Below are 17,781 nucleotides of genomic sequence, written 5' to 3' on the forward strand. Positions count from 1 at the left end.
ACAATGGAGTGTTTATGCAAAATAACAATCAGGGTTCTTTAAAAGGGCTACGTATTCTGGATTTAACCCATGCTTTGGCAGGACCATTCTGTTCCCAAATGCTGGCAGATCATGGTGCCGATGTAATTAAAGTCGAACCTTTAGAAGGCGATTTTTTCCGTAAAATGGGTCCGTTCCGTGCAGATGATCAGGACCGTTTTTTTGGCGGTTTATTTCAGTCTTGTAACCGCAACAAACGCTCAATTTCACTGAATTTAAAAACAGAATTAGGCCGTGAAGCACTGATCGAACTGGTTAAAAATGCAGATGGTTTGGTGGAAAACTACCGTGCCGGTGTGCTGAAAAAAATGGGACTAGGTTATGAGCAGTTGAAAGAAATTAATCCGCGTTTGGTTTATACCTCTATTCGCGGTTTTGGTGACAGCGTTGGCGGTGAAAGTCCTTATAAAAATTGGCCAGCATTTGACATTGTCGCACAAGCCATGGGCGGCTGGATGGGCGTGACTGGTCAAGATGCAGATCATCCTGTGAAAGTTGGCGGGGGTGCCGGCGATACGGTGTCTGGCCTATTTGCTGCCTTTGGTACAGTTTCAGCATTATTACATGCGAAAAATACAGGGCTAGGTCAATATGTAGATGTGGCCATGACAGACAGTATCCTTGCGCTGTCAGAAATTGTAGTGAGCCAGTTTTCATATTTGGGTGTATCAGCCAAACCTGTAGGTAATGGCATTCCGGGACTTGCTCCATTTGGCACCATTAAAGTCAAAGATGGCGTCATCGCGATTGCAGCGCCGCATGATCCACAGTTCCATTTGCTCTGTGATTTACTTGGCTGCCCAGAACTGAAAGATGAACCGAAATACTTAAATGAAGGTTCAGGCTGGGCGAATCATGTCGAGCTGAATGCTGCTATTGAACAGTACACTGTGCAGAAAACCAAACTGGAATTAAAAGAACTCTTTGGCGGACGTGTTCCATTTAGTCCAATTTATACCGGTGAAGAAATTTTCAAGGATGAGCATTTCGCTGCACGCAATATGCTGCCGCATGTTGAGCATCCAGGCACGGCAACGCCAACTGCAGTGCCTGGCATTCCAGTTAAAATGTCCTTGACTCCTGGCGAAGTCCGCATACGTGCGCCTAAGTTGGGTGAGCACACACGTGAAATTTTAAATGAACTGGGTTGGGATAATCAGCGTATTTCACAATTGCTTGAAAATGGTATTTTATATGCGGCTTAAGTCAGGCATATTTTAGTTATTTACCACAATAATCTGTTTCGGCAGATTATTGTATTTTCAATGGCGCCATTGTTACTTCGCTTATAAAATAAGCACTATTAAAAAATAGCCCAATTCTTTATAATACCGCCAAATAGTCGGTTGAACTTATAAAATAACTGATTGAATTGTTTATAGTTGATTTTTCATATTCTCACTGCACAATTTCAGGTCGACTTCTGCATGGTTGTTTTAGCTGTATAGTAGGCTTCACCTGATCCGAAGATATATGATTTCAAATATTTTATTTTTTAGGATTTCTAAATGTCCGATATAGATACAAAAGAGCTTAAATTATCGAAAGATATGAGTAGCCAGAGTTTACTGACTAAAACACGTCAGCCGAGAAGGCGCCGTCCAAGCACCGATGCGCGTCATGAGGATAAACGTCTACTCATTCTGATGACGGCTGCCGAACTGTTTTCGACCTTGGGCTATGAAGCAACATCACTGGACTTGATCGCAGAGCATGTCGGCATTCACAAGGCAACGCTTTATCATTATATTTCCAATAAAGAAAGCATTCTGTATGACTGCCTGCAACTGTCATTTAAAGATTTAGATGACATTTTGCTGGAGATGAAAGATAAAGAAGTTTGTGTCTTTGATCGGTTACGTAAATTTGCGCGACTACTTGCCGTTGCGCAGAACAACGTTTTTGGACGTTGTTTGGTCCTGGTGGGTGCGCGTCCATTGGACATTGGTTCAGGTGAACAGATTAAATCATTCCAGCGCCGTTTGGATCTGACGGTGCGTGAACTGATTCAAGAGGGCATTGCTGACGGTAAAATTAAACCCTGTTCACCGGGGATGTTCTCTGCAATGCTATTTGGCGCTTTAAACTGGGTGCCACGCTGGTATAAAGAAGACCATGAACTGAATGTATCTGAAATTGCCGATATGTTTATGGACACTTTTATTGATGGTATCCGCGCATAATTTGGTTATCAAAGCTGTATATTTTTAATGAAGCCCAATTATTTGGGCTTTTTTATATCTTTCATCCATAAAAAAGAGGCGATAAACGCCACTGCTGTCCCGTAGTTAAATTACAGGTGTTAGATTTGTGAGTGTGGCAAGAATGCCACACATTTCCCATCACGACAGGACGTCGTGTATGGGGAATAAAGAATTTTACCTACTTTTGGCCTATCAAAAGTAGGGTCCAGCCTACACAAAACTTTTAAAGAAAAGACAAGGCTGTATTAAAATTAAATATAAATAAATATCAATTGCTTATATATAAAACCTTATCATCTTGATTCAGTGCTGAAATAAAATTTAAATTATGGGCCAGTAGTGCGATAAACGCCTCTTTTTGATGAGCTGTACTTTACATTGAACGTGCAATCACATCTTTTAAGGTTTCGTTAGAGCCGCCGTAAATTTTCGCGACACGGGCATCCATAAACAATTGCGCAATTGGATATTCGGTACAGTAGCCATAGCCCCCGAACAGCTGTAAGCAGCGATCGATAATCGAACATTGCTTGTCTGAACCCCACCATTTTGCCATCATGGCATCGTTTGGCTGTAGTTCTTTACCATCAACTAAATCTTTAATAATTGTGTCAATAAAGACACGTCCAACCCGTGCTTCGGTTAAGCATTCAGCCAGTTCAAATTTGGTATTCTGGAAATCCCACAGGGTTTTACCGAGCATTTTACGGTTTTTCGCATGTTCAACCGTCATTTCAATCGCGCGTTCAGCACAGGCAATACCGACAATACCAATCGATAAGCGTTCACGGGTAAATACATCCATTAACTGGAAGAAGCCTTTACCTTCTTCACCACCAATCAGGTTTTCAGCTGGAATACGTGCATCATCAAGGAAAATTTCAGCCGTATTCAGTGCATTTTGACCGATCTTATCAATAATATTGTTTACTTTAAAACCTGGACATTTATCTTTTTCAACCAGGAATAATGAAATGCCTTTTGCGCCTGAACCTGAATCACCTGTACGCGCAGCTACCAATACATAATCGGCCTGATCACCCAGAGTACAAAATGTTTTTGATCCATTCAGTACATACTCATCACCCTCGCGGCGCGCAGTAGTGCGCAGCGCTTTCACGTCTGTACCGGCATCTGGCTCAGTAATCGCAACAGCAATCATTTTTTTTCCGCTGGCAATGCCCGGCATCCATTTCAACAGTTGTTCATGTGTTGCGGTGCCCAGAAAAAATCCGGGACTGTTTAAAGAACCAGGAATAAAGCCAAATGTGGTATCGCAGATACGCGCCTGTTCTTCCATCATGATCACTTCATGCGCAAAGGAAGCACCAAGACCGCCGTATTCTTCTGGAACGCTCATGCAGAGTAGGCCTAACTCACCAGCTTTTTCCCATACATCACGGTCAATATAGTGCTGTTTGCGGAACTTTTCGGCTTTTGGTGCAACTTCCTGTTCAAAGAAGCGACGTGCTGTTACGCGTAATTGTTCAAGTTCTTCTGTCATCCATGGAGAGCGATATCCGTAAATCATGTTCAGTCCTTTTTGTTTATCATCTAATAAATATTTTTGATCTTGGACAATTTAGGTTGGCCTAAATTTATGATCAGTTCCTATGAAGGCTAGTTTTAACAAATAAAATTTATTTGTCAACCGACAGGTTGGTTGATTTATTTAATTTATCAACCAACTTGTTGGTTGACATTTTTAAAATTCGTATTTACATTACTGAAAGACCGCTCGGGATGCTTATTTTTGCTGATGAATGAAAATAAAATTTCGAGCTGGCGTATAGCAGAGGCAACAATAAATAAGCTTTGCCAAAGCTAAAAATATATAGGGAATCAAAAGATTTACAGTGATATCAGGACGCAGTTTTAGCTCATAGATTTGAGCCGGGCTTGATCACACAGCTAAAACAAGCAAGAACAACGGAAGGGACTGAAGTATGCCAAAGATTGTAAAAGTAGAATGTTTTCCAGTATCTACACCACTGAAAAAGCCGGTTATTATGCCGAATACGCGTATCACCTCAATCGATAGCGTTGTGTTAAAAATCACATGTGATGATGGAACAGTGGGCATTTCAGATTCAGGTGATACTTCTTCTTGGTATCGCGGTGAATTGCAGGAATCAATTATTGCCATGATCACACGCGTGATTGCGCCACGTATTTTGATTGGGGAAGACCCGCGCAATATTGAAAAAATTGTGGCAAAAATGGACTTGCTGGTTCGCGACAATAACCAAGCCAAAGCGACTGTTGACTTTGCATTACATGATTTAAAAGGCAAGTTATATGGCGTTCCAGTCTATGACTTGTTGGGTGGCCGTACTACTCAAGGTTCACGCCAAGGCTGGGTACTTTCAGCAGGTAAGCCGGAAGATGTAGCAGCTGAAGCGCAAAAAGCCAAAGCGCTTGGTTTTGAACTGTTCAAAATGAAAATTGGTCACGGTACATTGCAAGATGATATTGATATGGTTCATGCCGTACGTGACACTGTTGGTCAAGATGCCGTGTTAACCATTGATGCCAACGGCTTCTGGAGTTATGAAAAAGCACTGCATGTGATTCGCCGTATTGATTCAGCTGGTTTGGATTTAATTGAACAGCCATTAGCGCATTGGGATATTGAAGGTATGGCGCGTTTACGTGCACAAGTTAAAACCCCGATTTATGCCGATGAATCTGCGCAAGAACTGCATAACCTGAAAGAAATTATTGACCGCCGTGCAGCAGATGGCCTGTTTATCAAACTGCAAAAAGTGGGCGGCTTGGTGAAAGCGCAGCGCTGGCTGACGATGGCACGTTTAGCTGGTCTGCCAGTACATTGTGGTTGTATGATTGGTTCCGGTTTGGAACATAGTCCAGCTGCACATTTGTGGGTGGCAAATGAATGGGCATCACAAGGCTTGAATGAATCGATTGGTCCATTGCTGATTCACGGCACCATGGAAAGCAAAAACATTGCACCAGGTACCGATATTGCACTGAATATTCCGAAGTTTGAAAATGGCATGTGCTATCCAAATGAAGGTCCAGGTTTGGGCATTCAGTTAAACGAAGAGTTCCTAATCAGCCACAAAACTCAAGGCGTGCAGGGCCGTGCGGTAGAGGGAAATAATGAGGTGGCTGCTTAATGCTGCGTTCAGGCCCATTATCTCACCTGACTGTCATAGAGTTTGCAGGTCTTGGACCTGCACCTTTTGCAGGAATGATGCTTGCTGATCAAGGCGCGCGGGTGATCCGAATTGATCGCCCGGTCAAGCCTTCACAAGGTGGGATGGCTGCATTAACAGCAAGAGATGCCGATGTACTGGCACGTGGCAGAGAATCGATTGCCTTAAATCTTAAAGCGCCTGAAGCAAAAGAAATTGCTTTAAGACTGATTGAAAAAGCGGATATTTTAATTGAAGGCTTTCGACCAGGTGTGATGGAATCCTTAGGTTTAGGCCCTGATATCTGTTTAGAACGTAATCCGGCGCTGGTGTATGGACGGGTTACGGGATGGGGACAAACCGGTCCCTTGGCACAGGCGGCTGGACACGATATTAACTATATTTCCCTGACCGGTGCTTTGCATTCAACTGCTCGTGTCAATGGTCAGCCGACGCCGACGCCCGGTCTGATTGGTGACTTCGGTGGAGGCGGCATGCTGCTGTTTTCAGGCGTGCTGGCTGCAGCTTTACATGCCAAACAGACCGGTGAAGGGCAAGTGGTCGATGCTGCGATTACAGACGGTTCTGCATTGCTGACAGCGCTGATTCAGGGCTGGAGATCTGCAGGTTTATGGAATGACGAAGCCGGGACCAATAATGGTGATGGCGGCGCGCATTTCTATGACAGCTACCGCTGTGCAGATGGAAAATATATTTCGATTGGCCCAATGGAACCGCAGTTTTATGCGCTATTTCTGGAAAAATTGAATTTAACCGAAGATGCTGAATTCCAGATGCAATGGAATCAAAAAAAATGGCCAGAACTGAAACAACGTTTAACTGAAATCTTTTTGGCTAAAACACGGGATGAATGGTGTGAAATCTTTGAAGGAACGGATGCCTGTTTTTCTCCGGTATTGAGTTTGTCAGAGGCGCCGCATCATCCGCATAATATAGCTCGCGAAACCTACACAGTTGTGAATAATATTCTGCAGCCGAGTCCCGCGCCTAAATTCAGCAAGAGCAAAATTTTGCAATGCAATCCGGTTAGTCCTGCTGCAGTCAATACGCAGGATATTTTAACTGAACTGGGTTACAGCAGCGAAGAGCGGGATCATTTATTAAAAACCGCTGCGCAGCAGGCCTAGTAATGATTCACCTTTTGCAGTATAGGAAATCCGTTTCCTTTACTGTGGCTTTAAATCGTGAGCACTGAAAATACAAGGATGTGATTTCAGTAACAAAAAATCTAAAATTAAGTGAGATTCAGGATGACTCAGAACACGACAGAACGCATGGACGTTCAAGAATTTATCGATGGGATTCCCGTATCCAGACTGCAAAAACTCATTATTTTGCTCTGTTTTTGTGTAGCAGCTTTGGATGGTTTTGATATTGCAGCCGTTGGATTTATTGCTCCGGCACTCATTGCCGAATGGTCGCTGACACCCGCAGATTTAGCGCCTTTATTTTTATCAGGCGTGTTTGGTCTGATGTTGGGGGCATTCTTGTTTGGTCCATTGGCCGATAAGTTTGGCCGTAAAAAGATCATTATCTGGAGCGTGGTGATTTTCAGTATCGGTACACTCATTTCCGCATTTTCACCGAATTTAACCTTCCTGATCGTCCTTCGATTCTTAACAGGTTTAGGCTTGGGCGGGGCAATGCCAAATGCAGTCACCATCACTTCTGAATACTGCCCGACAAAACGTCGCTCGACTTTGGTTACCGTGATGTTCTGTGGCTATACCATTGGCGCAGCCATGGGCGGTTTATTGTCAGGTCAGCTCATTCAGATGATTGGCTGGCAAGGAATTCTCATCATTGGTGGAGCTGCACCCTTAGTGATTTTACCTTTGCTGTATTTCTTTATGCCTGAATCATTGCGCTTTATGGTGTTGAATAAATTCCCTAAAGAAAAAATTGATCGAGTCATTCAAAAAATGGCGCCTGAAGGTCAAGCGATCCCGGAATTGGTGGCTTCTGTAACTGAAAAACAGAATGTCAGTGTACGTGAGTTATTCAGTAAAGATTATTTCATGGGCACCATCTTGTTCTGGTGTGCATTTACCATGGGCTCAATCATTATCTATATGATTTCAAGCTGGATGCCAACCATTCTGAAAAATGAAGGCTTTGATATGCAAAGCGCTTCATGGATTACTTCAGCATTCCAGATTGGCGGTACTGTCGGTGCACTCATCATTGCCTTCTTTATGGATAAATTAGGTCATAGTCGTACACTCACGTTCTCTTACATTATTGGTGCTATGTGTGTCCTGGCTTTAAGTTTTGGTGTTTCAAACTTAAGCACCTTGTTTATTGTCTTGGGTATCTTTGGTATTGGCGCAGGCATCAGTGGTTCACATGTGGGCATCCATGTGTTCTGTTCAAGCTATTATCCAACCCATTGCCGTTCAACCGGTGTGAGCTGGGCAGGTGGGGCAGGTCGTCTGGGTTCATTTGTCGGTTCTGGCGCCGTGGGTTGGTTAATGGTTTCAGGTCTTTCAGGTGAGCAGATTGTGAATTTATTGATGGTTCCGGCATTCTTGGCGGCAATCTCAATGTTCTTGCTGACCCGCTTGATGAAAAAGAACAAGACAACAGAAGCACTTCAGCTACAGAAAGCAAATATCTAATTTTAGATAAATTTCAATACAAGACAGCTAACCAGCGATGAAAATCGCTGGTTTTCTATTTGAGCTGTAGCATAAAACTTTTAAGTCTTTAATCACTGCAAATTTAAATCAGCCCTTATTCAATAGTGTGCGGCTTAAAGTAAAATTTGAGAGCAAACGAATCGTAAACTTATCGTCGTTGACTGTCAGGGTTCTAAACAAAGGGAAAATATAATTCTCGACAGCGTGCTTTTTAATCACTGTTATTTTATGTTCAATGGATTTTGATCTATTCTCAAAAAACAATTCAATATATGAATTTGACCAGACCAATATAATCCTGCGCTTCATTCTATATGTATCTATAGCAGCATTAAAAACTGAATTAAAAAATTTAGGATAGTTAAAATATTGTTTATTCATAAATTTATCTGAAGAACAGCACGACAGAATTTGGAAGGTACCCTAATAAGTTGTTAAGAAGTTCAGCAATTTTTTTTATTAAATAATCAAGAGTAATTATTTTGAATCATTTTCTTAGAGTTCATTTATCTAATTAATCTCAGCTTGTTTTTAGAAGCCGGAATGCCTGAATAATACAGCCTGATCCAGTAGTTAATTTTCACATTTTAACCAGGAGGATGAAGCAAAAATCAGCCCAAGCTGCTCTCATACTTCGTGAGAAAACAGGAACTGAGCGCTGTAATTCACGATTTAACTTGGACGACACGCAAGTGATAATGTGAAAAATAAACGCTAGGCAAAGCGGTAATGAACATAATAATGCTCATGTTTTGCAGAATATTAAACGGAAGAATAGATAAGAATACCGTCATAATAAAACCGCAGAAAAATTGGATGCTTCCCATTAAGGCACTGGCAAGACCTGCTTGTTTGGCCTGATTTTGCATGACGATTGCCATGGAGTTAGGGCCTGTCAGTCCTATACCGCTGACCAGTAAAAATAATCCTGACAATATCAGGTAGGGTGAACTCGTATATATCCAAGCACTAAAACTAACGATAAGAATACCGGACAGTTGAACCAAGGCACCCAATAGAAATAACTGATGGACTGAATAATATTGAATTAATCGTTTATTTAAGAATGCAAATAACATTAAACCTAAAGCATTCATTCCAAACAGATACGCGAAATACTGCTCTGGCACATTTAAGAAATGTATAAATAAATTGGAAGATGCACCGATATAACAATACAGTGTGCCGTACAATAAGGTTCCGGCAAACATGGGCAATGCAAAAGAAGGATCTTTAAATAACTTAATATAGCTGTGCGTAATCTCTTTGGCTGAGATATTTATGCGCTTTGATTGAGCAAGCGTTTCATGAAAAAAGAAATGTACCAAAATTAAGGTAATGATACCGATTGCAGTCAGCAGATAAAAAATACTGGACCAATGGAAATACTGAATTAATAGCGCACCTAAAATTGGTGCCAAGATGGGTGCTAAACCTAATGCCAACAGCATTGTTGAAAATACTTTAGCTGACTCGGTCATATTCAGCCGGTCGCGAATTGCTGCCCGTGCGATCACAACGCCTGCACAGCCACCTAAAGCCTGTAATACACGAAAGATGAGTAGTGCCGTCTCATTCGGAGCTATTGCACAGCAGAAACTGGCAATAATATAAATCCCCAAGCCCCAATAAAGCAGCGGCTTCCTGCCATAACGGTCACTGAGTGGACCATACACAATTTGTCCGAAAGCTAAACCCAAAAAGTAGGCACCTAGGGTATTTGCAATAGTTTGTGTGTTGACATGATATTCGTCCGCCATCATCGGTAAAGCAGGTAAATACATGTCAGTGGATAAGGCGCTAAACGCAGTCAGCAGAGTCAGCAAAAATACCCAACCGAGTGTATACGAAGGTGCGGTTGCGGTTTGATTCATTTTTTTCTGCCTGAAAATATAAGTTTATGGAATTCAATAAAAATTATTTTATGGTTTGATGAGCTCTGCCATCGATCCTGTAATAGATGAAAATTCAAGTTCTTCATATGCATTTAACGGTATTCTATAAATATATTTTTAATCTATCAACTGGTTGTTTGGTTTTTTAATAAATAGGTCTCATATGTATTTTATTGTCGGGCCAAAAGCATTAAAGACCGTTTTAAAATCAGACTGGTTACATACCTCGAATACTAAGAGCAGCTCGGTTTTTTATGTCCGTAAATTATTGTGTGCTAGTGATTTTATTTGTTATGAAATCTGTGCAATGCAGTACATCATGTTGATGGGGTAACTTAATAGAGTTCAAAATAGAGTTCAAAATAATCAACAAAATAATAATTATGCTGTTTGCTTTTTTTCGTTATAAGGTCGATGTGCCAGATAACCTGAGTTAGGGGTCACCCACTTAACCTCCTTTTTGGGAGTAAAGACCATGAATATCCCTAAAATATTAATGATTAGCGGATGGGTTGTCCTATCCGCACCTGCCATCCTGGCCGCTGAAAGCAAAGGTGGCATGCAGGCTACCTCTTCAGCATCTGACCAGAAGGCAATCGCCAGCGCAATGAGCGCAGCACCGAAAAAAGTCGGTGCAGCAGCAACTATTGTGGCCATAGGCTCAGATGGCAAGATGCGTACTTTGCGCAAAGGTAGTAATGGTTTTACCTGCATGCCTGACAATCCGACGACCCCAGGTCCAGACCCGATGTGTATGGACAAGGCAGCCCTAGAATGGGCGGAAGCCTGGATAGGCCATAAAAAGCCAACTGTAGGTAAAATCGGCTTTATGTATATGTTAGCGGGTGGGACCGATGCCAGTAATACAGACCCTTATGCACAAAAACCTACGACCGGTAACCAATGGATCAAGACCGGCCCTCACGTCATGATTGTCGGTGCTGAACCTGGCTTTTATGACATGTATCCAAAAAGTGCCCAACCGGATACGACTATACCTTACGTGATGTGGCCCGGAACACAATACCAGCACTTGATGATCCCGGTTAAGTAAATGCAGATAAGACTAGGCTAGAAACTGACTCATCATTTGAAGAGAACAGCCAGTTTTCTATTGCAGCAGTCCGCCTTATACGACTGCTGCAATTTAAATTCATTTCAGAATTTAAACGATACTTCTGTAAGGTGAACTCAAAAAAGTGAGCTCAGAGCTAAGCACCAACCAGCCATTTTTAGTTAAGAATTTTGAATTATTGCTTTGTAGTTTTTGCTTGCATGTCCTGATCGGTATTCAGCCATTCAATTTTCTTCACCCGATCGTTCACAATGGTAATGGTATACAGCATATTTTCAACTTCATAGGTATAGTCCATGGCCAGATAACGGTTTTTACCTTCTTTGAGTTCATGTGTAATCATGGAACTTGGAGATAAATCCATACGAGTTTGCATGTCGGTATAAGAATCTCCTAACGTAATGGACTGACCGGCTGGAGTGCGTATCGACGATGTCTCATTCGCTGCATGCGTAAATGATATTGCTGACAAAAAAATAATTAGAATTAAGTGCTTAAGTAACATGTTATCCCCAAAATAAAATGAAAAACAAAATAATAAACCAATATAAAGAACAAAATAGCAGCAAGTCTGTAGCAAAATTATTAACAGAAATAGGGTACATACCACTTAAATTAATCTAATTTAAAACGGTTTATTGTTGTATGCACTTGCTATCTACATGAGTTCAACCAGAGTCTTGCAGAAATAAATAAACATACACTACGGAATAATCCAGGCTATCAATTCATTTAAATTAATTCTCACATTCAGCAAGCCAGAGAGAACTATGCTTAACCTTCGCTGCATTTAAAGCTAAACTATACTATTCAGCTGTATGTCCGTACTTGGAGTAAACTTATGTCGTGGCTTTCTTCGCTTAAATCTGTATTTTCACCCGCGCAAGAGGTGAAGGAGGAAGAAATCCAGAATGTGTTACAAGGCTATCTTTTGCCCAATTCCAACTATGCCTTGAAAGACCGAATTACCCAAGTCAATGTAGAAGGGCGAGTATTACAAATCACCCTTCATACTTATCCTGAAGAAGCCGATCACCTACAAAAAATTCATGATGATTTGGCCGATGCACTGGAAAAATGCGGTATTCAAGAACTGAATATGCATGTCATTCAGCAAAAGCATCAACACGGTGAAAGCTGTTCTAACCCTGAGCATGGCAAACAGGGACATAGCTGCGCAAGTAATGCTCAGACTTCAACGGCATCTGCAGCGCAAAAACTTCCCCCTGTAGTCGATGCTGCCGGACAAGCCGCTCCAGCTGAAAGCAAACAGGAAGAAGATCCTAATAATCCACCAATCCAGAAAGCGGCACCGCAGCAAAGAGATGTGCCCAAGCATCCACGTATTCAAAACGTGATCCTGGTTTCGTCTGGTAAAGGTGGCGTGGGCAAGTCAACAACTACGGTTAACCTGGCATTGGCTTTACAAAAACTGGGGTTAAAAGTCGGGGTTTTGGATGCCGATATCTATGGGCCAAGTATTCCAACCATGCTGGGCAATGCCGGCCGCACTCCTATGATTGAAGCAGAAAATTTTGTGCCGCTTGATGCGTATGGGATGGCTGTACTTTCTATCGGTCATTTAACTGGAGATAACAATACTCCGGTGGCTTGGCGTGGTCCCAAAGCGACTGGCGCTTTAATGCAATTATTTAACCAGACTTTATGGCCTGACCTGGATGTATTGATGATTGATATGCCACCAGGAACAGGGGATATTCAATTAACCCTGGCGCAGCGCATTCCGGTGACCGGGGCAGTGATCGTTACCACTCCACAAAATGTTGCCTTACTGGATGCAACCAAAGGAATTGAGCTGTTTAATAAAGTTCAGATTCCGGTGATGGGCGTAGTCGAAAACATGTCGACGCATATCTGTTCTAATTGTGGTCATGAAGAACAGATTTTTGGTACAGGTGGCGGCGATAAATTGTCTGAACAATACCACATTCCTTTACTTGGGCGTTTACCGTTAAATGTGCAAATTCGCGAAAATGCCGATGCCGGTAAACCGTCTGTACTGGTAGGAGATGATGCGGCTGAAAGTTATATGGCTATTGCACAAAAAATTGCCGATCAACTGCCAAAAGCAGAGAAACCACAAAACCGGATTTTCTAATTTTTCTGCCTGATTAAAGCAATATCTTCGAAAAGTCCAACCTTGTTTGGGCTTTTTTATATGTTGGATTTAGCTTGGCTTTACTATAAAAGACAATGCGACGAAACAGCAAAAAACAGCTGGGTTTTATTAGACATTTTTACTAATTTTTAAAAATAAAGCAGATGTCGACAATAATAAAAGAGGTCTATTTTAGAGTTATAGTGCAAATTGAGATGCTAAATAATGAGAAGTGAACTAGAAAAAAATAATTACTGCGAGTTTCGGCGGCGTTGATGCAGAATAATGCTCCATCGCCACAATAATCGTGTAATCACGAATAATACAACAGCAAAAATGAAGGCTTCCAATACCAGACCGGATAATAAAATTTTTGCCAGACTCAGGTCGATATGCCCATGACCAAAGTGGGTGATCCAGTGGCTGATCTGATGCAGCACACCTAGAAGCATATCCTGATCAATCATATTGACCTGAAATATTTTGCTGCCTAACCAGAAGCCCAAATACAAGATCGGAACAAGAGTAAAAGGGTTGGTCAACCAAGCTAAACATAAACTGAGCGGGAGGTTGACTTCAAATAGCAAGACGGTCAGTACAATCAAAACACTATGAAAAGGTAAGGGTAGCATTCCCCAAAACGTACCAATAAAAACGGCTTTTGAAATGGACTTTCTGTTCACATACCAAAGTAAAGGATTTAAAGTACGCTGACCAAAAATCTTCATTACTTTCATCCCAGCAACTTTTTGTGGTGAGGGAAGCCATGACTGAAAGAACTGTTTTGCCATAAAAATGTGGGCCACTTAAATGATGAAGTATTGTGCCTGAATCCACCCTTGCGGGACAGGTCAAGTTCGGTCAATGTAAATGATTAACCTTAAAAAAGAATTTATTGAAACTTTTTCTAACAAATGACTCATAAGTTGAACTGCAATAATATATTTTAATTAATTGAAATTTAAATAATTTATAAAAAATATTCTACGTTTTTAAAAGATATAAAATTTCTGATTTGCTAAGTACAATAAAACTGATTACTCTTCGCGCACTCTATAGAGAGATCGCATATGATTTCATGGTTATTCATTGGTTTGGTTATTACCATTTTATTAACGCCTGGCCCAACAAATACCTTACTGGCATCTTCCGGTATTCAGGTCGGTGTACGTAAATCATTACGATTGATTCCTGCTGAAGCGACTGGTTATTTAATTGCAATTACGGTTTGGGGCATGATCATTGGCAGCGTTTCAGCTAAATTTCCAATATTGCCGACTATTTTAAAATTACTGAGCGCGTGCTATATCATTTTTCTGGCGATTAAACTCTGGAAAACTGCAGATATTGAAGCAAGTTTTAATCTGCCGGCTATTCGTGCGCGTGAATTGTTTTGTGCGACTTTACTCAATCCTAAGGCCTTGCTGTTTGCTTCGGCTATATTTCCGGGCACAGCCTGGCTATCCGTGAATAATTATTTAGTCCATATTGCCATGTTTCTGGTGTTAATTGTGCCCATTGCCTTATTCTGGACATTTATTGGCTCAATTCTGGCATCAAATAAAGTGCGTTGGTTAAATCAATCCAATTTGCAAAAAACTGCTTCTTTAATTTTGGTGAGTTTCTCTATCCCTCTCGGTTATTCAGCAATTTTAAGTCTTTAAGCTTTTAAGTCTTGAAATCAGGGCGATGAAAATACATATTTTGTAAAAAATCACCTCATCGCCTGATCATTATTTTCATTGCAGTCAATTTCAGTTAAAGTACAGCGCAATAATCGAATTAACTATTTTTGGATAGAAATAATGGCAATTAAGTCTGATCGTTGGATTCGCGAAATGAGCGAAAAACACGGCATGATTGAACCGTATGCAGAAAACCAGGTACGTTATGATGAAACGGGTGAAAAACTCATTTCTTATGGCGTTTCAAGTTATGGTTATGATGTTCGTTGCGCCCGTGAATTTAAAGTATTTACCAATGTACATTCAGCCATTGTCGATCCAAAACATTTTGATGAAAAAAGCTTTATCGATATTGAATCAGATGTTTGCATTATTCCGCCCAACTCTTTTGCCTTGGCCCGTACGGTCGAATATTTCCGTATTCCGCGTAATGTATTGACGGTATGTTTAGGTAAGTCCACTTATGCACGCTGCGGTATTATTGTAAACGTTACTCCGCTGGAACCTGAGTGGGAAGGCCATGTAACCCTGGAATTTTCAAATACCACCAACTTGCCAGCACGTATTTATGCAGGTGAGGGCGTGGCGCAAATGTTGTTCTTTGAATCTGATGAAGTATGTGAAACCTCTTATAAAGACCGTGGTGGTAAATACCAAGGACAAACCGGTGTGACCTTGCCGAAAGCATAAATATTATAAATAATTGAATAAGCGGATCATTTTGGTCCGCTTATTTTTTATGGAATTCATTCATCGGAAACTGCGTTCATTCGACCAGTTTTTTTTGCAATTGCAATAATATTCAGCATAATAAAAAGTTGTACAGACTTGGTAAAAACATTGTCGTAATGACAAATAAGTAAAAATTCGGCATACCAAGCACAGGATGAATTAAAAATAATGATGCGGAGCATCTGATAAAAAGGAAGGTCGTGATGACTCAAAGTTGGAATAATACAAGATTTAAAAAATCTTGTTTGGCGAGCATGCTCGCAGCTTTACTTAGCCCATCAGTTTATGCGCTTGAATCTTTATCAGATGATCACCTTTCTGACACAACAGGCGAAGGGATCGCATTATTACCTGAAAATTTTAAGATGGTGTTTCAGGGACCAAAGGATACGTCTACTGCTTCCAGTTATAACAATAATGCTATTACTGTGGTAGATAAGCCTAAATACGACACTGGTTTTATCCGTATTATTCCGACGGGTGAAAATTACGACTTACTGTACCAACGTGCATACGATAAAATTTATCAAACGAATTATGATTCTAATTATACGTATGCAAAAGCCAACTTGTATCAAGGAAGTTATAATTCAACTTATAACAGTGTATATAATGGAATTTATCAAAATGGTAGTACTACCACTACACTTTATACAACCACTTATAATCAAGTAAAAACACAAAATCAAACTGCGTATCGTGATCAGGAAATTGCGGTTTATTCAAAGCAGCAAACCTATATAGACTATTATGAAAAACGCTACGATCAATATTATTGGAACTCTACGTTAACAGTTCCTAATGATGGTACGACGAAATATAGTGGGGGCTGGTTAGATAAAGAACAGTCAGCAGAAAATGCTTGGAAAAATACCGTTGAAAAAATTGAGGCTGCCTATGGTTCCACTATTACTACCGCAGTCGATAATCACTTAAAAGAAACCACTCTTGCTCAGATTAGAGCATCAGCAAACAGTACTGCTACCCAGCAAGCAACATCTGCTGCAAATACAACAGTCATAAATTATGCAAAAACCAATGCAACTAATGTAGCAAATACAACAGCTGCGGCTGCTATAGCCAATGCCCGTACAAAAGCGGATGTTTTTATTTATGGTTTGGCCTTATCTAAAAGTAATGGCAACTTAAATCAGCGCTATAGTAATGTAGGTTTAAATTGGGGAAGTGCGGCCAATCCTTGGTTATTCCGCGCTGGCACTGCAAAAGACATTCAACAATTTGCAGCTGCGAACAAAAGTGATATTGGTTATCTGGCTTTAGAAGCACCTTTGGCAAAGGATGGCGGAGATACAACAAGTGACCGAATCAAATTGGGATTTTGGACAGATATTTTCTCTCGGTCTTTTGACTCAACTCGTACAATTAATGGTGTTACCGGTGCACCAATAAGTGGGTTAGATAAGGATTATCGCTTAAGAGCACAATTTGTGGCGAATGGCTTGAGTATCAATGGTTCTCAAGTACGATTATTTCAGACCCAAAATGATGATATCAATAAGCTCTACGATGAAACATTGGGAATAGCTGCACTATTGCGTATAAACACCAACGATAATCCATCTACCTTAAAATTTACCGATACAAATCTTGATGAAAAAGGAATCAGGATCAGTACTGCAGCTAAAAGTGATACAGATGATGGTACTGCGGTAACCCCAGCAATAGATGGTTCTTTGGCTCCACTCTTTAACGATAAAGACGGTCTTTATTTATATAGTGCCAATATCAATCTGGTATTGGGAAATATGTATCAACCTTTTATTTTGGCATCAGAAGGCAACAATATCATTCTAGAAGTGACACGTATCCCTAAAGTACCTGCAATATATTCACAGATTTATACTTGGTATCCAGATACAGATCCGAGTCCTCAATTTCAATCGGGTACAGGGTTAACGACAGCATCATTTAAAGGTTCAACCTGTAATGTAAGCTACTGCGGTTCAAATTTCTCGGATATTACAACAGGAACCAATACGGTTAGATACCAAGGCACAAATGCGACCCACAGTAGTATTGCAATCGGTAGTGTTACCCGAAATACCACTACGAATCTTTTAAATGCCAATAGGGGCGCAGATGCGACAGGGGTGGTATTTAAAAGTCCAACAGGAACTGCCGTTAATCTGGGTTCGGCTGTAATTGATGGTGTTTTAATTCAGCATCTTAAGTTTAAAACTACGGGCTTATAGG

General features: G+C 40.9%; 14 protein-coding genes. 10 read left to right on the top strand and 4 right to left on the bottom strand.

From position 1 onward, the window contains the following. The first annotated feature begins 14 nt into the window (after nucleotides 1-14). Together B4C48_RS04415 and B4C48_RS04420 are read left to right on the top strand one after the other, a co-directional pair. Nucleotides 15-1,244, top strand: coding sequence for a CaiB/BaiF CoA transferase family protein (locus B4C48_RS04415; RefSeq protein WP_291354396.1), 1,230 nt, complete (start codon nucleotides 15-17; stop codon nucleotides 1,242-1,244). Between the two features lie 303 nt (nucleotides 1,245-1,547). Further along, nucleotides 1,548-2,222, top strand: coding sequence for a TetR/AcrR family transcriptional regulator (locus B4C48_RS04420; RefSeq protein WP_291354397.1), 675 nt, complete (start codon nucleotides 1,548-1,550; stop codon nucleotides 2,220-2,222). 394 nt (nucleotides 2,223-2,616) lie between these two features. On the opposite strand, the gene B4C48_RS04425 is transcribed toward B4C48_RS04420, so the two are convergent. Next, nucleotides 2,617-3,774, bottom strand: a complete 1,158-nt coding sequence (locus tag B4C48_RS04425; RefSeq protein ID WP_291354398.1) for an acyl-CoA dehydrogenase family protein — start codon at nucleotides 3,772-3,774, stop codon at nucleotides 2,617-2,619. A gap of 415 nt (nucleotides 3,775-4,189) precedes the next feature. On the opposite strand from B4C48_RS04425, the gene B4C48_RS04430 reads away from it, so the two are divergent. From B4C48_RS04430 to B4C48_RS04440, 3 genes are all read left to right on the top strand, one after another. After that, nucleotides 4,190-5,383 (top strand): mandelate racemase/muconate lactonizing enzyme family protein, encoded by a 1,194-nt coding sequence (locus B4C48_RS04430; RefSeq protein ID WP_291354399.1) that lies wholly within the window; start codon nucleotides 4,190-4,192, stop codon nucleotides 5,381-5,383. After that, nucleotides 5,383-6,549: a CaiB/BaiF CoA transferase family protein gene (locus B4C48_RS04435; RefSeq protein ID WP_291354400.1), complete on the top strand. Its 1,167-nt coding sequence runs from the start codon at nucleotides 5,383-5,385 to the stop codon at nucleotides 6,547-6,549. Before B4C48_RS04430 ends, B4C48_RS04435 begins: the two co-directional genes overlap by 1 nt. 123 nt (nucleotides 6,550-6,672) lie before the next feature. Beyond that, nucleotides 6,673-8,040 (top strand): MFS transporter, encoded by a 1,368-nt coding sequence (locus tag B4C48_RS04440; RefSeq protein ID WP_291354401.1) that lies wholly within the window; start codon nucleotides 6,673-6,675, stop codon nucleotides 8,038-8,040. Between the two features lie 686 nt (nucleotides 8,041-8,726). On the opposite strand, the gene B4C48_RS04445 is transcribed toward B4C48_RS04440, so the two are convergent. After that, nucleotides 8,727-9,935, bottom strand: a complete 1,209-nt coding sequence (locus B4C48_RS04445) for a multidrug effflux MFS transporter (protein WP_291354402.1) — start codon at nucleotides 9,933-9,935, stop codon at nucleotides 8,727-8,729. Between the two features lie 496 nt (nucleotides 9,936-10,431). On the opposite strand from B4C48_RS04445, the gene B4C48_RS04450 reads away from it, so the two are divergent. Continuing rightward, on the top strand, nucleotides 10,432-11,010 hold the full coding sequence (locus tag B4C48_RS04450) for a hypothetical protein (RefSeq protein ID WP_291354403.1): 579 nt from the start codon (nucleotides 10,432-10,434) through the stop codon (nucleotides 11,008-11,010). Nucleotides 11,011-11,206: 196 nt separating this feature from the next. Here B4C48_RS04450 and B4C48_RS04455 read toward each other — a convergent pair whose 3' ends face one another. Beyond that, the gene (locus B4C48_RS04455) at nucleotides 11,207-11,407 is read right to left on the bottom strand and encodes a hypothetical protein (protein ID WP_291354404.1); all 201 of its coding nucleotides are present in this window, start codon (nucleotides 11,405-11,407) and stop codon (nucleotides 11,207-11,209) included. Between the two features lie 465 nt (nucleotides 11,408-11,872). On the opposite strand from B4C48_RS04455, the gene apbC reads away from it, so the two are divergent. Then, nucleotides 11,873-13,150 (top strand): iron-sulfur cluster carrier protein ApbC, encoded by a 1,278-nt coding sequence (apbC, locus tag B4C48_RS04460; protein ID WP_291354405.1) that lies wholly within the window; start codon nucleotides 11,873-11,875, stop codon nucleotides 13,148-13,150. Between the two features lie 251 nt (nucleotides 13,151-13,401). Here apbC and B4C48_RS04465 read toward each other — a convergent pair whose 3' ends face one another. Beyond that, nucleotides 13,402-13,947: a DUF2062 domain-containing protein gene (locus B4C48_RS04465; RefSeq protein WP_291354434.1), complete on the bottom strand. Its 546-nt coding sequence runs from the start codon at nucleotides 13,945-13,947 to the stop codon at nucleotides 13,402-13,404. Between the two features lie 273 nt (nucleotides 13,948-14,220). On the opposite strand from B4C48_RS04465, the gene B4C48_RS04470 reads away from it, so the two are divergent. The 3 genes from B4C48_RS04470 to B4C48_RS04480 all read left to right on the top strand — a co-directional run bounded on the left by B4C48_RS04470 (nucleotide 14,221) and on the right by B4C48_RS04480 (nucleotide 17,780). Beyond that, nucleotides 14,221-14,814: a LysE family translocator gene (locus tag B4C48_RS04470; protein ID WP_291354406.1), complete on the top strand. Its 594-nt coding sequence runs from the start codon at nucleotides 14,221-14,223 to the stop codon at nucleotides 14,812-14,814. 141 nt (nucleotides 14,815-14,955) lie between these two features. Beyond that, nucleotides 14,956-15,525: a dCTP deaminase gene (gene dcd, locus B4C48_RS04475; protein ID WP_291354407.1), complete on the top strand. Its 570-nt coding sequence runs from the start codon at nucleotides 14,956-14,958 to the stop codon at nucleotides 15,523-15,525. A gap of 245 nt (nucleotides 15,526-15,770) precedes the next feature. Continuing rightward, nucleotides 15,771-17,780 carry a hypothetical protein gene (locus tag B4C48_RS04480; RefSeq protein WP_291354408.1) on the top strand — a complete coding sequence of 670 codons (2,010 nt, stop codon included), beginning with the start codon at nucleotides 15,771-15,773 and terminating at the stop codon, nucleotides 17,778-17,780. Nucleotide 17,781: the final 1 nt, after the last annotated feature.

The sequence above is a fragment of the Acinetobacter sp. UBA3106 genome, assembly GCA_002365595.1.
GTDB lineage: Bacteria > Pseudomonadota > Gammaproteobacteria > Pseudomonadales > Moraxellaceae > Acinetobacter.

What these genes read in the sequence shown, in the direction of transcription:
- B4C48_RS04445 (WP_291354402.1), bottom strand. Translation starts at nt 9,935, where the DNA reads ATGAATCAAACCGCAACCGCACCTTCGTATACACTCGGTTGGGTATTT.
- B4C48_RS04470 (WP_291354406.1), top strand. Translation starts at nt 14,221, where the DNA reads ATGATTTCATGGTTATTCATTGGTTTGGTTATTACCATTTTATTAACG.
- B4C48_RS04425 (WP_291354398.1), bottom strand. Translation starts at nt 3,774, where the DNA reads ATGATTTACGGATATCGCTCTCCATGGATGACAGAAGAACTTGAACAA.
- B4C48_RS04480 (WP_291354408.1), top strand. Translation starts at nt 15,771, where the DNA reads ATGACTCAAAGTTGGAATAATACAAGATTTAAAAAATCTTGTTTGGCG.
- B4C48_RS04415 (WP_291354396.1), top strand. Translation starts at nt 15, where the DNA reads ATGCAAAATAACAATCAGGGTTCTTTAAAAGGGCTACGTATTCTGGAT.
- dcd (WP_291354407.1), top strand. Translation starts at nt 14,956, where the DNA reads ATGGCAATTAAGTCTGATCGTTGGATTCGCGAAATGAGCGAAAAACAC.
- apbC (WP_291354405.1), top strand. Translation starts at nt 11,873, where the DNA reads ATGTCGTGGCTTTCTTCGCTTAAATCTGTATTTTCACCCGCGCAAGAG.
- B4C48_RS04420 (WP_291354397.1), top strand. Translation starts at nt 1,548, where the DNA reads ATGTCCGATATAGATACAAAAGAGCTTAAATTATCGAAAGATATGAGT.
- B4C48_RS04450 (WP_291354403.1), top strand. Translation starts at nt 10,432, where the DNA reads ATGAATATCCCTAAAATATTAATGATTAGCGGATGGGTTGTCCTATCC.
- B4C48_RS04435 (WP_291354400.1), top strand. Translation starts at nt 5,383, where the DNA reads ATGCTGCGTTCAGGCCCATTATCTCACCTGACTGTCATAGAGTTTGCA.
- B4C48_RS04430 (WP_291354399.1), top strand. Translation starts at nt 4,190, where the DNA reads ATGCCAAAGATTGTAAAAGTAGAATGTTTTCCAGTATCTACACCACTG.
- B4C48_RS04440 (WP_291354401.1), top strand. Translation starts at nt 6,673, where the DNA reads ATGACTCAGAACACGACAGAACGCATGGACGTTCAAGAATTTATCGAT.
- B4C48_RS04455 (WP_291354404.1), bottom strand. Translation starts at nt 11,407, where the DNA reads ATGCAAACTCGTATGGATTTATCTCCAAGTTCCATGATTACACATGAA.